The sequence below is a fragment of the Brevundimonas sp. UYEF29 genome (assembly GCF_040546195.1).
GTDB classification, from domain to species: domain Bacteria; phylum Pseudomonadota; class Alphaproteobacteria; order Caulobacterales; family Caulobacteraceae; genus Brevundimonas; species Brevundimonas huaxiensis.
Map to the genome: position 1 here is coordinate 326,047 of NZ_JBEPNH010000002.1, position 13,475 is coordinate 339,521.

The 13,475-nt window shown below is 66.8% G+C and carries 13 protein-coding genes and 1 pseudogene; 7 read left to right on the forward strand and 7 right to left on the reverse strand.

What is annotated here, in order from left to right; translation table 11 throughout:
- Positions 1 to 79 precede the first annotated feature (79 nt).
- Complete coding sequence (locus tag ABIB58_RS04595; RefSeq protein WP_045809828.1) at positions 80 to 265, forward strand: hypothetical protein; 186 nt, start codon at positions 80 to 82, stop codon at positions 263 to 265.
- A 246-nt stretch (positions 266 to 511) separates the two neighbouring features.
- Complete coding sequence (locus ABIB58_RS04600) at positions 512 to 868, forward strand: DUF6481 family protein (protein WP_045809829.1); 357 nt, start codon at positions 512 to 514, stop codon at positions 866 to 868.
- Positions 869 to 931: 63 nt separating this feature from the next.
- On the opposite strand, the gene ABIB58_RS04605 is transcribed toward ABIB58_RS04600, so the two are convergent.
- Positions 932 to 4,171 (reverse strand): PAS domain S-box protein, encoded by a 3,240-nt coding sequence (locus ABIB58_RS04605; protein ID WP_354039319.1) that lies wholly within the window; start codon positions 4,169 to 4,171, stop codon positions 932 to 934.
- A 236-nt stretch (positions 4,172 to 4,407) separates the two neighbouring features.
- On the opposite strand from ABIB58_RS04605, the gene ABIB58_RS04610 reads away from it, so the two are divergent.
- From ABIB58_RS04610 to ABIB58_RS04625, 4 genes and pseudogenes are all read left to right on the forward strand, one after another.
- Entirely contained in the window at positions 4,408 to 5,589 is a 1,182-nt protein-coding gene (locus ABIB58_RS04610; protein ID WP_354039321.1) for a cell wall hydrolase, read from the forward strand.
- A gap of 79 nt (positions 5,590 to 5,668) precedes the next feature.
- Positions 5,669 to 7,606: a PAS domain-containing protein gene (locus ABIB58_RS04615; RefSeq protein ID WP_354039323.1), complete on the forward strand. Its 1,938-nt coding sequence runs from the start codon at positions 5,669 to 5,671 to the stop codon at positions 7,604 to 7,606.
- Positions 7,607 to 7,654: 48 nt separating this feature from the next.
- Positions 7,655 to 8,077, forward strand: a pseudogene (locus tag ABIB58_RS04620) (response regulator); the annotation flags it as partial.
- 70 nt (positions 8,078 to 8,147) lie between these two features.
- Positions 8,148 to 9,107, forward strand: a complete 960-nt coding sequence (locus ABIB58_RS04625; RefSeq protein WP_354039324.1) for an aldo/keto reductase — start codon at positions 8,148 to 8,150, stop codon at positions 9,105 to 9,107.
- A 16-nt stretch (positions 9,108 to 9,123) separates the two neighbouring features.
- Here the strand turns inward: ABIB58_RS04625 and trxB are convergent, their stop codons facing one another.
- Entirely contained in the window at positions 9,124 to 10,131 is a 1,008-nt protein-coding gene (trxB, locus tag ABIB58_RS04630) for a thioredoxin-disulfide reductase (RefSeq protein ID WP_045809834.1), read from the reverse strand.
- A gap of 69 nt (positions 10,132 to 10,200) precedes the next feature.
- On the opposite strand from trxB, the gene ABIB58_RS04635 reads away from it, so the two are divergent.
- Positions 10,201 to 10,491, forward strand: a complete 291-nt coding sequence (locus ABIB58_RS04635) for a glycine zipper domain-containing protein (protein WP_354039327.1) — start codon at positions 10,201 to 10,203, stop codon at positions 10,489 to 10,491.
- Positions 10,492 to 10,615: 124 nt separating this feature from the next.
- Here ABIB58_RS04635 and ABIB58_RS04640 read toward each other — a convergent pair whose 3' ends face one another.
- The 5 genes from ABIB58_RS04640 to ABIB58_RS04660 all read right to left on the reverse strand — a co-directional run bounded on the left by ABIB58_RS04640 (position 10,616) and on the right by ABIB58_RS04660 (position 13,429).
- Positions 10,616 to 11,623, reverse strand: a complete 1,008-nt coding sequence (locus tag ABIB58_RS04640) for a mitochondrial fission ELM1 family protein (RefSeq protein WP_197070968.1) — start codon at positions 11,621 to 11,623, stop codon at positions 10,616 to 10,618.
- Positions 11,614 to 12,087, reverse strand: a complete 474-nt coding sequence (gene greA / locus ABIB58_RS04645) for a transcription elongation factor GreA (RefSeq protein WP_017504734.1) — start codon at positions 12,085 to 12,087, stop codon at positions 11,614 to 11,616. Before greA ends, ABIB58_RS04640 begins: the two co-directional genes overlap by 10 nt.
- A 146-nt stretch (positions 12,088 to 12,233) precedes the next feature.
- Positions 12,234 to 12,434 carry a hypothetical protein gene (locus ABIB58_RS04650; protein WP_045809837.1) on the reverse strand — a complete coding sequence of 67 codons (201 nt, stop codon included), beginning with the start codon at positions 12,432 to 12,434 and terminating at the stop codon, positions 12,234 to 12,236.
- A 54-nt stretch (positions 12,435 to 12,488) separates the two neighbouring features.
- Positions 12,489 to 13,154 carry a glutathione S-transferase family protein gene (locus ABIB58_RS04655; RefSeq protein WP_045809838.1) on the reverse strand — a complete coding sequence of 222 codons (666 nt, stop codon included), beginning with the start codon at positions 13,152 to 13,154 and terminating at the stop codon, positions 12,489 to 12,491.
- 74 nt (positions 13,155 to 13,228) lie between these two features.
- The gene (locus ABIB58_RS04660) at positions 13,229 to 13,429 is read right to left on the reverse strand and encodes a cysteine protease (RefSeq protein ID WP_336978893.1); all 201 of its coding nucleotides are present in this window, start codon (positions 13,427 to 13,429) and stop codon (positions 13,229 to 13,231) included.
- Positions 13,430 to 13,475: the final 46 nt, after the last annotated feature.

Sequence of the window (13,475 nt, forward strand, 5' to 3'; positions counted from 1 at the left end):
AGTGTCCACGCAACTAGAACCCAAGCCAGGAACCGCTGTGCGGCGTTTGCGTTGAAGCGTGGCCTTTGGAGAGAAGCCCATGACAAAAATCATAACCCTGACCGCAGCCGCTGCGGCGGCGCTCGCCCTGTCCGCCTGCGGCACCACCATCGAGCAGAAGGCCGCCAGCGGCGCCATCGCCGGCGCGGTCGTCGGCGGGCCGGTCGGGGCCGCCGTTGGCGGCGCGGCCGGAACGGCTGTCGGTCAGGCGCAAAAGCCGAACTAAGACCGCCTTGATCGACGCACGCTCTTATCGCCGCGCTTGCGATACGGGCCGCGTCGCTTATCTGATTGAGGTGTTGCGGCCGCGCCGCCGCGACGCTTCAAATGACGCATCAGGCCGATTTGCGGGCTGCGAACCTTGATTTTCGCGCGCTTATCGGCTTTGTGCGCCCCGCTTCGGGCCGTGCGTGGCGCAGCCTGACCCCCGACGACCGCCCTGGTCGCTCACAAGGAACCCTGACGCTTTCGCATGAAAGATCTGAAGACCGGATTCTCCGACCGCATTACCGCCCAGCAAGAGGCCAAGAAGGCCCTGCTCGCCAAATTCAAGCCCAAGGCCGCCGCGCCCGATCCCGAGTTCGAGCTGCTGGCCGAAAAGCGCGCCGCCGAAAAGGAAGCCCTGCGTCAACAGCACGAACTGGCCAAGGCCGAGCTGCGTCGCGAGAAGGCTGAAAAGGAAGCCGCGCGTCTGGCCGCCGAACTCGCCGCCCAGGAAGAGATCGACGCCGAGAAGCGCGCCGACCGCAAGGCGCGCAAGCAACTGACCAAGGAAGAGCAGAAGGCCAAGCGCGACGCACGCTACGCCGCCCGCAAGGCCCGCCGCTAAATCCAGCTGCAGCTCCAGACAGATCGACGCGTCGCATCGCTGCGGCGCGTTTTTCTTTGGCTGTCAGATCGCCGGAGCAGCGCTTAGGCGTTCCAGCAGGGCGCGCAACTGGTCCGACGAATAGGGTTTTCTCAGCAGCGGCCAGACCGTGTCGGCCAGCACCGCATCCACGTCTTCGCCGACGTAGCCCGAGGTCAGGGCGATCCGCAGATCCGGCCAGCGCGCCGCCGCCTCGCGCGCCAGTTCGATCCCGCTCATGCCGCCGGGCATCACCACGTCGGTCAGCATCAGATCGAAGTCGTCGGCCTGAAGGAACTTCAACGCATCGTCGCCCGTCTCGGCCCAGTCGACCTCCAGCCCGAAGCCTTCCAGGATTTCCAGCGCGATGGCGGCCACGCCCGCGTCGTCCTCGACCAGCAACATGCGCCCGCCCTGGACCAAGGGGGCCCCATCGGCGGCCAACATGTTCGACGTCATCGCGGCGGCCTCCGCCGACAGCGGCGGCAGGAAGATGCAGATCTTGGCCCCACGGCCCGGCTCGGAGATGATCTGGACGCCGCCGCCCGACTGCCGCGCGAACCCATAGACCTGGCTCAGCCCCAAGCCCGTCCCCTTGCCGACGCCCTTGGTGGTGAAGAAGGGTTCGAACACCCGGTCGCGGATGTCCGGCGACATGCCTTCGCCGTTGTCGGCGACGCTGACGCAGACGTAGTCGCCGGCCGACAGTTCGGCGATCTGTCCGGCCTCGACGGTGCAGGCCCGCGTCTGCACGGTGATGCGGGCCTGGCGACCCTTGGCCCCGGTCACATCGCCCAGGGCGTCGCGCGCATTGACGATCAGGTTCAGCAGCGCGGCTTCGAACTGGGCCGGATCGACATTGGCGGGCGCGCCGCCGCGCTTCAGCTTGACCTTGAAGTCCACCGCCTCGCCGACGGCCCGACGCAGCAGCGGTTCGCTCTCGCGGATGAGGGCGTTGAGATCGATCGGCTCGGGCCGCAGCGCCTGACGACGCGAGAAGGCCAGCAACTGGTGCGTCAGGCTCTCGCCCCGTCGCGCCGCCGCCAGCGCCGCCTCGCCCAGCTTCTTGCGCTTGGCCGCATCCTCGCTGCGCAAGATGATGTCCAAGGCGCCGATCACCACGGTCAGCAGGTTGTTGAAGTCGTGCGCGACCCCGCCGGTCAGCCGCCCGACGGCCTCCATCCGCTGGGCGTGGACCAGTTGCGCCTCGGCCTGGGCCTTTTCGATCAGGGCCTCGTCGACCCGTTCTTCCAGCAGTTCATTGATGCGTTTGAGGTCGTCTTCGGCCCGCTTGGCGTCGGTCACATCCAGACAGGCGCCCACATAACCCTGGAAAAGGCCCGAGGCGTCGAAGCGCGGCACGCCTTCGGTCCGCAGCCAGCGCGGGCCGAGGGTCGGATGATTGATCCGCGTCAGCGCCTCGAACCGATCCCGGGCCTCGAAGGCGCGCATGAAGGCGGCGGCGAAGACCCCTTCATCGTCCGGGTGGATCAGGCGTCGCCAGCTGTCGGGCAGGTGCGCATCGGCCTCCACGCCGAAGAAGGTGCGATAGCGCCTGTTGGCGAACACCATCTGAGCGGCGTCGTCACTCATCCAGATCAGGGCGGGCGCGCTGTCGGCGACGGTGCGGAAGCGGTTCTCGGATTCCTCCAGTCGCGCCTGGGCCGTGCGCATGTCCGTCACGTCGAACGCCACGCCCACGAAGCCGACAACCTCCTGACCCGCCAGACGGGGGCGGGAGAAGGATTTCAGCCAGCGCCATTCGCCATCGTGACGGCGATAGCGCGCCTCCATCGAAAAGGGCTCGCGCGTCGCTTCTCCATTCACGGACTCCGCCAGAATGCGCGCCTGATCCTCAGGATGCAGCACGTCGCGCCAATCCAGGTTGAGAACGGTCTGATAGTCCGAGCCATGGAAATCGACATAGGCGCGGTTGACGAAGGCGCGCGTCCGATCCTGTTTCGTGACCCAGATCAGAACCGGGGCGGTGTCGGCGATGGCGCGGAAGCGCTGCTCGCTCTCACGGGTCTCGTTTTCCGCGCGGGCGCGCTCGACCTCGGCCCAGGTGCGCGCGGCGACCTCCTCGACAAGGCTGACCTCAGCCTCGGTCCAGTCGCGCGGGGTCGCGGAGTGGACATAGAGGAACGCGCGCAAGCGACCGGTGCGGATCAGCGGCGCGCGCACCAGGGCGCGGGTCTGGATGGCGTCGAAGGCGTCGGCGACCGCCGCCGTGCGAGGATCCTCGCGCACATCTGAAATCTGAATGGTGCGGCCTGCGTTCAGGTCCGCGATCAGACCCTCGCCAAAGGCGTTCAGGCTGAACTGACCCTGAGCGCTTTCGACGCCGGCGGTCCAGTCGCGGCTCATGGACACGACGCCTGCCGCCTGATCCACCTCGCCATAGCCCACCCGGTCGACATCCAGCAGGGCGCCGAGCGTGCTCTCCACATCGGCCATGATGTCTTCGGGATCGGTTAGATCACGCAGCCGGTCGCTGAGATCCAGCAGAAAGGCCTGACGTCGCGCGGCGCGCGCTGCGGCATCCAGCGCCTCACGGGTTTCGGTCACGTCGAAGGAAATGCCGGCATAGCCGACGAAGGCGCCTTGCCCATCGAAGCGCGGACGCACGGCGGCCCGCATCCAGCGCCAGACGCCGTCCTGTCCTTGAACGCGCGCCTCCATCTGGAAGGGTTTGCGATCAGCCGCGCCGGCCTTCTCGGCCGCCTTTACGGTTTCCAGATCGTCGGGGTGCACGGCTGTCTTCCAGCCGCCTTCGCGCAACGCCTCGATGTCCAGCCCATGCAAGGCGAAGACGGCGGCGTTGACGAACTCGAACTCGCCCTTGGCGTCCAGCAGCCAGATCGGCGAGGGGGCGGTATCGGCCAGCTCGCGGAACCGGGTCTCGCTTTCGCCCAGCCGCGACAGGGCCTTGCGCAGCGATGCACCCACCAACGCGAAGAACAGGCCGACCAGAACGAAGTTCCAGGTCGCCGCACCGCCGATGGCGTCAAGCACGCCATCGCGACCGGTCGCCGTCAGGGCGACGATCGCCCAGCCGCCGCCGGTGCAGACCAAAAGCGCCGCCATGGCGCCGGTCCAGCCGGCCGCCAGAGCCGCCAATGTCACCGCCGGCAACAGGATGGTGAAGCCGGTCACCTCGCCATACAGCGGCGACGCCGCCGCCCGGATCGCCAGCCCGGCGAGCGCGATGCCGATCCCGATCAAAAGACGACGCGACGCAGAGGTCGCGGGCAAGCGCGCCAGGCCGACCAGCCAGCGATCCATGCCTGCGATCCGCCCTTTCGATCCGCCTGCGCTCATATCGTCGGTTCGCCCCACCAGCGACGCGTTTGCGCCGCTGGAACATAGCTTTACACCTTGCGTTTGGGGCGACCACCCCTGACGCGCAAAGGGGTGCGATAACGGCGGTCGTCGTGGCGCCGGAAAATGGCCTATAAGTCGGACTAAACGCGCGATCTCAGCGAAAGGCCGTTGCGCCGATCGCGGCTGTTGGACCCTGAATGACCCGGTTGCCCTGGAAGACGATGTGGAAGGCGCTGCGGCGTTCGGCGGCGGCCTTGCCCGCGGCCGGCGCGGTGCTGGGCGTCGCCATGGCGGCAGGGTCTAGCGTGCGTGCCGATATGGACCGGACCGCTGAGGCGGTCTCGCGCATCACCGGCGGCGATCTCGGCGTGGGCGGGTTGGCGGCGATCAAGGGGCGTCTGACCCCGTCGCAGCTGGCCGTCGCCATGCGGCATGATCCCAACCTTCTGCAGCCGGCCCTCTACGGGCTGACGCCGGGTTGGGAGAGCCTGACGCTGGCCGGAAAGCCGGGTCTGGAATTGGGTAAGAGCGGCCTTGAGGCCCAACGTCTGAACGCGGCCATGGCGCCCGCGTCAGGCGCGCTGCGTCCCGCCTTGCCGTTCGTGTTCAAGGGTAGCGCCGAGGATCGCAGGCGGGCTTTGCGCTGCCTGACCCAGGCCGTTTATTACGAGGCGGCGCTGGAGCCGGACAATGGCCAGGCGGGCGTGGCTCAGGTGGTCCTGAACCGCGTGCGCGATCCGAACTACGCCAACACCGTCTGCGGCGTGGTGTTCGAGGGCGCCGAACGCGTCACCGGCTGTCAGTTCAGCTTCACCTGCGACGGCTCGCTGGGCCAGGCGCCGGTCGGCTGGGCGTGGGACCGGGCGCGCAAGGTCGCAGAGCGGGCGCTGAACGGCGCCGTGGCTCAGGACGTCGGCACCGCCACCCACTATCACGCCGACTATGTGCATCCCTGGTGGGCGCCGACGGTGGCCAAGGTGACGCAGATCGGCGCGCACATCTTCTATCGTTGGAAGGGCGTCTATGGCGAAACGGCCGCCTTCCGCAAAACCTATAATGGGCGCGAGCCGGCGATCGACGAGGCGCGCTTCTCGCGTCCGCGCATGACGATCGCGGCCGGCTCTGCAACCGGCGGCGCCGATCCCGATGCGCCGGTCAAGGACGCGCCGTTGAAGACGGTCGAGATCGATGGTCAGCAGCGGGTCGTCGGCGTGGTCAGTCTGGGCGGTCGTCGCCTGCCGACGCGTGACGAAGTCGCCGCCATCAACGCGCGTCTGAACGCCCTGGAGCGGCCCGCAGCCGCCACAAAACCGGCCGCTCCGGCCCCGGCGGGCGTCACGACAATGGATGTGGAGGAAGTCGGTCGCCCCGCGAACTGACATCCAGCATTGCAACGCTTCGTCACTCCGAGCATTGATGTCGATGGCCGGGCCTGACCGGCCCAGCGAGGACGCCTGCTTGACCCACCCCGAAGTCGATTGTCCGAGGTGGGACGAAGCCGACCGTCTGAAGGCCCTGACGAGCTACGGCGTGCTGGACACGACGCCTGAAGGGTCGTTCGATGATCTGGCGTCGCTCGCCGCGCGCATCTGCGAAGCGCCGATGGCCGCCGTCAGTCTAGTCGACTCCCAGCGTCAGTGGTTCAAGTCCGAGGTCGGTCTGGGCGTGCGCGAAACGCCGCGCCCGCTGTCGTTCTGCGCCCACGCCATGCTGGGCGACGACGTCATGGTCATCCCCGACGCGATCCAGGATGACCGCTTCATCGACAATGACCTGGTGACGGGCCCGCCGCACATCCGTTTCTATGCCGGCTATCCGCTGAGGACGCCCGACGGCGTGCCGCTGGGCGCCCTATGCGTTTTGGATGACACGCCGCGCCCGCAAGGTCTGACCGAGCTTCAGTTGATGGCGCTCAAGACCCTGGCGCAACAGGTGATGACGCAACTGGAGCTGCGTCGCGCCTTGTTGGACCGTGACCTCAGCGACCGCACCGCGCGGCTGGCGATGGAGGCCTCGGCCTATGTCGGGGCCTGGGACTGGGACATTCCTGAGAACCGCGTGATCGCCGACGAACGCTTTGCGCGGATGTATGGCGTGAATCCCGAAGCGGCGCGCGAGGGCGCGGCCATCGAGGTTTTCACAAGCAACGTTCACCCCGACGACGCCCAGCGCGTCGCCGACGAGATCGACCGGGCCCTGACGGGCGACGGCGCCTTCGTCAGCGAATATCGTCTGGGCCAGGGCGATGACGTGCGTTGGGTTCTGGCGCGCGGGCAGGTTTATTTCGACGCGGAGGGTAAGCCGATCCGCTTCCCCGGCGTCGCGGTGGACATCACTGAGCGCAAGACCATCGAGACGGATTTGGCCGAAACCGCTCGTGCTCTCAGTGAAAGCGAGACCCGGTTTCGGGTTTTGGCCGACGCCATGCCGCAGATGGTATGGTCCACCCAGCCCGACGGTTTCCACGATTACTACAACGCGCGTTGGTATGAGTTCACCGGCGTGCCGGTCGGCTCCACGGACGGCGAAGGTTGGAACGATATGTTCCACAAGGACGATCAGGAGCGGGCTTGGACAGCCTGGCGTCACTCGCTTGAGACGGGCGAGCCCTACGAAATCGAATACCGCCTGAAGCATAATAGCGGCGTCTATCGCTGGACGCTGGGACGTGCGGTGGCGATCCGTGACGAAGACGGGCAGATCACGCGGTGGTTCGGCACCTGCACCGACATCGATGAACTGAAGCGGCTGGAGCAGGGCCGCGAGCTGGTCAGCCAGGAGCTGAGCCACCGGATCAAGAACATCTTCGCCGTGGTCACAGCCCTGGTCGCCTTGTCGGCGCGCCAGTATCCGGAGGCCAAGGCGTTTGCCGCCTCGCTGCACACACGCATCGCCGCTCTGGCCCGGGCGCATGAGTTCGTGCGACCGCACACCGAAACGTCCAAGACCACGATCGGTGCGACGACGCTGCATTCCTTCCTGTCCGACCTGTTCAAGGCCTATACGGACGAGACGGGCGGCGCGCGCGTCGTCATCCGGGGCGAGGACGCCGTCTTCGACGACCAGGCGGCGACTTCCGTGGCTCTGCTGTTCCATGAGCTGGCGACCAACGCCGCCAAATACGGCGCCCTGTCCGAGCGCGGAGGCGTCGTGACGCTCGACACGGAACGACAGGAGGATCGCTTCGTCCTGACCTGGTCGGAAACGGGCGGTCCGGTCATCCAGGGCATGCCGCAGCGCACCGGCTTCGGCTCCTCGCTGGCCAGTCTGTCGGTCGAGGGACAGCTGGGCGGTCGGTTGTCGCGCGCATGGCGACCAGAGGGTCTTCAGGTCATCGTGGATCTGCCGGCGACGGCCTTGTCCAGGCGACGCGCGGCAGGCGGGTATTCAAATTAGTCCTCTATTGAAACCTATCCCTCACACTGACGTTACGTACGTTCCCGAACCCCCGATCGAGCCATGACTGCGCGTATCCTCATCATCGAAGACGAAGCTCTCGTTGCGATGGAGCTCAGGTTCGTCCTGGAGGATCTCGGTCACGAGGTTCTGGGCGTCGCCGCGACCGCACAGGCCGCGCGCGATCTGGTGCGCGAGAACGACGTCGATCTGGCCCTGGTCGACATCCACCTTTCCGATGGTCCGACAGGGATCAATCTGGGTCGGGAACTGGGCCAGGACATGGGCGTCTCCGTCCTGTTCATGACGGCCAATCCCGGCATGGTGCGCGAGGGCGTCGCCGGCACCATCGGCGTGCTGTCCAAGCCGACGGACGAGCATGCCGTCCAGACCGCCGTGGACTATGCCCTGCGTCGGCGTCAGGGCCAACCGGTCGATTACGCGCCTCCGGGTCTTCAACTCTTCGGCTAACCGCCGCCGGGGCGGTTGCGGTCGCAGCGATGCGGCATATGTCGAGGGCTCCCCCAGAGGAGACCTCCCCATGACGACCCTTTCCAAACGCAAGCTCGGCTCCAGCGGCCTGGACATCGCCCCCCTGGTGTTCGGCGGCAACGTCTTCGGATGGACGGCGGACGAGGCGACGTCATTCGCCCTGCTGGACGCCTTTGTCGAGGCCGGCTTTGACGCCATCGATACCGCCGACGCCTATTCGCGCTGGGTTCCGGGCCACTCCGGCGGGGAAAGCGAGACGATCATCGGCAAGTGGCTGAAGGCGCGCGGCCGGCGCGACGACGTGAAGATCCTGACCAAGGTCGGATCGGACATGGGGCAGGGCCACAACGACCTGTCGCCCGGCTGGATCGAGACGGCGGTCGAGGCGTCGCTGCGCCGGCTCCAGACCGACTATATCGACCTGTATCAGACCCACTGGCCCGATCCGAAGACGCCGCAGGAGGAGACGCTGCGCGCGCTGGACAAGCTGGTGCAGGCCGGCAAGGTGCGCGCCATCGGCACGTCCAACCATTCGGCCGAGCAGGTGTCCGAGGCTTTGGACATCTCGCAGCGCGAGAGTTTGGCCGCCTATGCGACGATTCAGCCGCACTACAACCTCTACAGCCGCGATACGTTCGAGGGCGGGTTGCAGGATCTGGCCGTCCAGAAGGGCCTGGGCGTCATCACCTACTTCAGCCTGGAGAGCGGCTTCCTGACCGGCAAATACAAGACCGTCGATCAGATCGCCGGGACCAAGCGCGAGGGCATGCTGAAGGACAAGTTCGACGAGCGCGGCGTGCGCATCCTGGCGGTTCTCGACGCGGTGGCTCAGAAGAACGAGGCCACGCCCGCCCAGGTCGCCTTGGCCTGGCTGCTGGCCCAGCCGGGCGTCACGGCCCCGATCGTCAGCGCCACCTCGACCGAACAACTGGCTGACACGCTCAAGGCGGCGACGCTTAGGCTGTCAGATGAGGATCTGGCGGAACTGACGGAGGCCTCGGCCTACTGATCGCGCAGGATCGGGGTCACCAGACCCCGATCTTCTCCGCCTCGGCGTGGCTGATGGGGTGGTGAGCCTTGGCGTGGTCCTCTTCGGCGAGGAAGCGGCTGACTTCCAGGGCGGCCATACAGCCCATGCCGGCGGCGGTCACCGCCTGGCGATAGACGTCGTCCGTCACGTCGCCGGCGGCCCAGACGCCTTCGATCTCGGTCGAGGCGGTGCCGGGCTTGACCCTCAGATAGCCGCCGGCGTTGGTCTCGAGCTGGCCCTTGAACAGTTCCGACGACGGGGCGTGACCTATGGCGATGAAGACGCCGTCGGCGGGGATTTCCCGGGTCGAGCCGTCCTGGACGTTCTTGAGCCGAACGCCGGTGACGTTCTTGGCCATGCCGTCCACAACGCCGACGATCTCCTCGATCGCCGAGTTCCAGATCACCTCGACCTTGGGGTGGGCGAACAGCCGGTCCTGCAGGATCTTCTCGGCGCGAAACTCGTCGCGGCGGTGAACGACCGTGACCTTGGAGGCGAAGTTGGTCAGGAACAGCGCCTCTTCGACGGCGGTGTTGCCGCCGCCCACGACCACGACTTCCTTGCCGCGATAGAAGAAGCCGTCGCAGGTCGCGCAGGCCGAGACGCCAAAGCCCTGATAGGCGGCCTCGCTCTCAAGCCCCAGCCATTTGGCCTGGGCGCCCGTGGAGATGATGACGGTCTCGGCCAGCATCTCCTCGCCGCTGTCCAGCGTCAGGCGGAACGGCCGTTGCGACAGGTCGGCGGAGACGACGATGTCGTGGATGACCTCGGTTCCGACATGCAGGGCCTGGGCCTGCATCTGCTCCATCAGCCACGGGCCCTGGATGGTGTCGGCGAAGCCGGGATAGTTCTCGACGTCGGTGGTGATGGTCAGCTGGCCGCCCGGCTGGATGCCAGCGATGACGACGGGGTTCAGCGAGGCGCGGGCGGCGTAGATGGCGGCGGTCCAGCCGGCGGGACCGGAACCGATGATGGCGACGCGAACGGTACGAGCTTGGGTCATGGCCCCTATTTAGGCGGTGATTCCCGTTTGCGCGATGCTAGTCTCGCCCGACATGAAGGGGAGATGGGGATGACGAACAAGAACGCGGCCTTCTTGCCGATTGGGATCGGTCTGGGCCTGTCAATCGGCGTGGCGCTGGGCGTGGCGTTGGACAACGTTGGCCTGGGTCTCGCTCTGGGCACGGCCATCGGATCAGGGTTCGGCGTGGCTCTGATGGGGGCGGCGAACATGAAGGCCAAAAAGGGCGGCGGATCGGACGGCGGCGCCATCATGCCGTCATCGGATACGTCCCAGCCCAGCGACTCTGACTGCAGCGCGGACAGCGGCTGTGACGGCGGCGGCGGGGGTGGCGGCGACTGAAAAGGCCGTTTCAGAATCTTTTTGTGCACTTTTGTGCAGATTTTTGCGAACCGTTCTTAGAAGGCCTGCTGTTGACGGTCGTCACCTTAGGGCGTGACGGCGTCAGGAACGGACGTGGGTCTCGCTATCGCGTCTGCATCGCTTCCAGAACGGCGCGCGCGGCGCGGTCGGTCTCGGCCAGCGGCTCGTAGGTCCAGCCGTCCAGCGCGCCGTCGAACGGACGGGTGGCGCCGCGCGATTGCAGGTCGTCGTGCAGGTGGGCGAACTTGTCGCCGGCCTTCAGCGGGATCATCGGCAGGACATGGACCGGCTTGCCGGTGGAGGCGGCCTCGGCCGCCATGTTGGCGCTGTCCTCGGTGACCAGGATGTGATCGGCGAAATGCAGGAAGCCGAACAGGGGATTTTCGCCTGTCCCATCCCAAATCCAGCCCGGCAGGTCCGAAAGGCGCGCCGTCATGACGGCCTTGGCGGCATCGGGCGTCCGGCGTGAGAAGGTCAGCATCAGTGCGCCGCCGGATGCTCGTACGGCGTCGGCGATCTGGTCGGCCAGTTCAGCCGCATGGGCGGGGGGCAGGTCGAAGGCCTTGGACTTGCCGCCGATCAGCACCGCGATGCGCGGATGGGGCAGTGGGGCGATCCGGTCGGCGAAGGCGGGTGCGGCCTGGGCGATCCGCTGCGGCGTGATGCGGTGGGGCGAGCCGGTGATCTCGAAGACATTGTCGCCCGACAGACCGTCATGGGCGGGGGCGACGATCAGGTCGTAGCGGTCGTTGGCCCAGCGGGGATCCTGGGTCTGAACGATAAAGGTCTTGCCGCCGCTCCAGGCCTTGATGCGGGTCGACAGCGGCAGGGTCGCGCGACCCGTGGCGATCCACAGATCGGGCCAGGGGCCGGTCAGCGGCGCGGACGCCAGCATCGCCGGGGTCTTCAACGCCGACGGGAGGCGGTCGAAGATCGGCCGCCAGCGGATATGTTTGATCGTGATTTCGGCCGGGGTCAGGCGCTGAACGGCCTCGGCGAGACCCAGGGCCTGATTCTCGATGCCGGCGCGGCCGTCGGAGACGACCCAGATGGCCAAGGGATCGGGAGAGAGGGGGCGCGCGGACGCCGCCCCCGCCACTGTTACTTCCACTCGACCTTGAGGATCTCGTACGCCTTCACGCCGCCGGGGGTGTTGACCTCCACGACGTCGCCGACCTCCTTGGAAATCATGGCGCGCGCGATCGGCGAAGCGATCGAGATCTTGCCCTTCTTCACATCGGCTTCGTGTTCGCCGACGATCTGATAGGTGGCCTCTTCCTCGGTGTCTTCGTCCACCACGGTGACCGTGGCGCCGAACTTGACCTGGCTGCCCGACAGTTTGGACACGTCGATGACCTGGGCGCGGCTGATCTTGTCCTCGATCTCGGCGATCTGGCCTTCGATCCAGCCCTGACGCTCCTTGGCGGCATGGTATTCGGCGTTTTCGGACAGGTCGCCGTGCTCACGCGCCTCAGAAATGGCGGCGATCACGCTCGGCCTTTCGACCGACTTCAATTGCTTCAGTTGATCGTCGAGGACGCGGTAGCCCTCGGCCGTCATCGGCACTTTTTCCATTGTGTCGTGATTTTTCTGGTTCGCCCGGAGACTGGAAAGACGCGAGATAAGCACACAAAAGGCCGCGGGGCGGGCGCGGCCGGGCATCAAGACTAGGGTTTCTCGCTCAGCAATTCAAGAGCGTAACGCCCGCCCCGGTTGACCCCTCAGGCGCGGGCCGGCGGTTCGGGCTTGTGGTCGCGCCGGAGGACGCCCTTGATGAGGCTGTAGGCCAGCCAACCCACGGCGGCGAGGCCGGCGAGCATGAAGATGCCGGAAATCAAGGCGGCTCCTGCCGCCATGAAGGCGAGGACGAAGGCGACGGCCGCAGCCAGTCCGGCCACGATCTGAATGGTTTGAAGGCGCATGAGACCTTAACGCCCTCGACCACGGCGGGTTGCGCCGTCGCGATCACGATCCGATCACGCGTAGCTGTAGGGACCGCCGCGTTCGAGCGCGCGCTGATAGGCGGGCCGTGCATGGATGCGGTTCAGGAAGGCCTTCAAACGGGGCTTGGTCTCGGCATCGAAGGCGCGGTCGGCGCCCGCCTCGACCGGAAAGCTCATCATGATGTCGGCGGCGGTGAACTGATCGCCCGCGAACCATTCCGAGCGGCCCAGTTCGTCTTCCCAAAAGCCGACATGGGTGCGCAGTTGCGGGTCGACGAAACTGGCGATCGCCTTGTTGGCGACGCCATTGACGATGGGTTTCAGCAGAGCGGGGGCGCGGCGCGGCAACATGCTGAAGACCAGCTTCAGCAGCAGGGGCGGCATGGCCGACCCCTCGGCATAGTGCAGCCAATAGGTGAACCGACGGCCGTCCTCGGTTCCCATCGCCGGACGCAGGCGGCCTTGGCCGTAGGTATCGAGCAGATATTCGACGATGGCCCCGGTCTCTGCGACCTTGACCGCGCCGTCCTCGATGACCGGCGACTTGCCCAGCGGGTGTATCGCCAGCAGTTCGGGCGGGGCCAGTCGGTTGCCGGGGTTTCGTTCGTAGCGCACGACCTCATAGTCGAGGCCCAGCTCTTCGAGCAGCCACAGGACGCGTTGCGAGCGGCTGTCGTTCAGATGGTGGACTTTGATCATGGGTCGGCTCCGGGGTGGGGGCGAGGCGTGACTATTCGCAACGCCGCCCCAGAAGTCGAGCGGCGATTGCGGCCTCAGCGCGGACGGCGACCGCTCCAGCGTCCGCGCGGTTGCGGAGTGACCTTGGGCTTGGCGCCCTCGCGCCGGCTGCGCCACACCTCATAAGCCAGGGTCGCCAGGGCCAGTTTGCCGGCGTGGCGTCCGGCGACGCGACGGCCGCCTTTGGAGAGCAGCAGGCTGCCGAGGAGGGGAACGAGCTTGTGCAGACGGGACATGATGGAGTTCCTTTCGTCGCATCAACGCGCTTTGTGCGACCGGGGT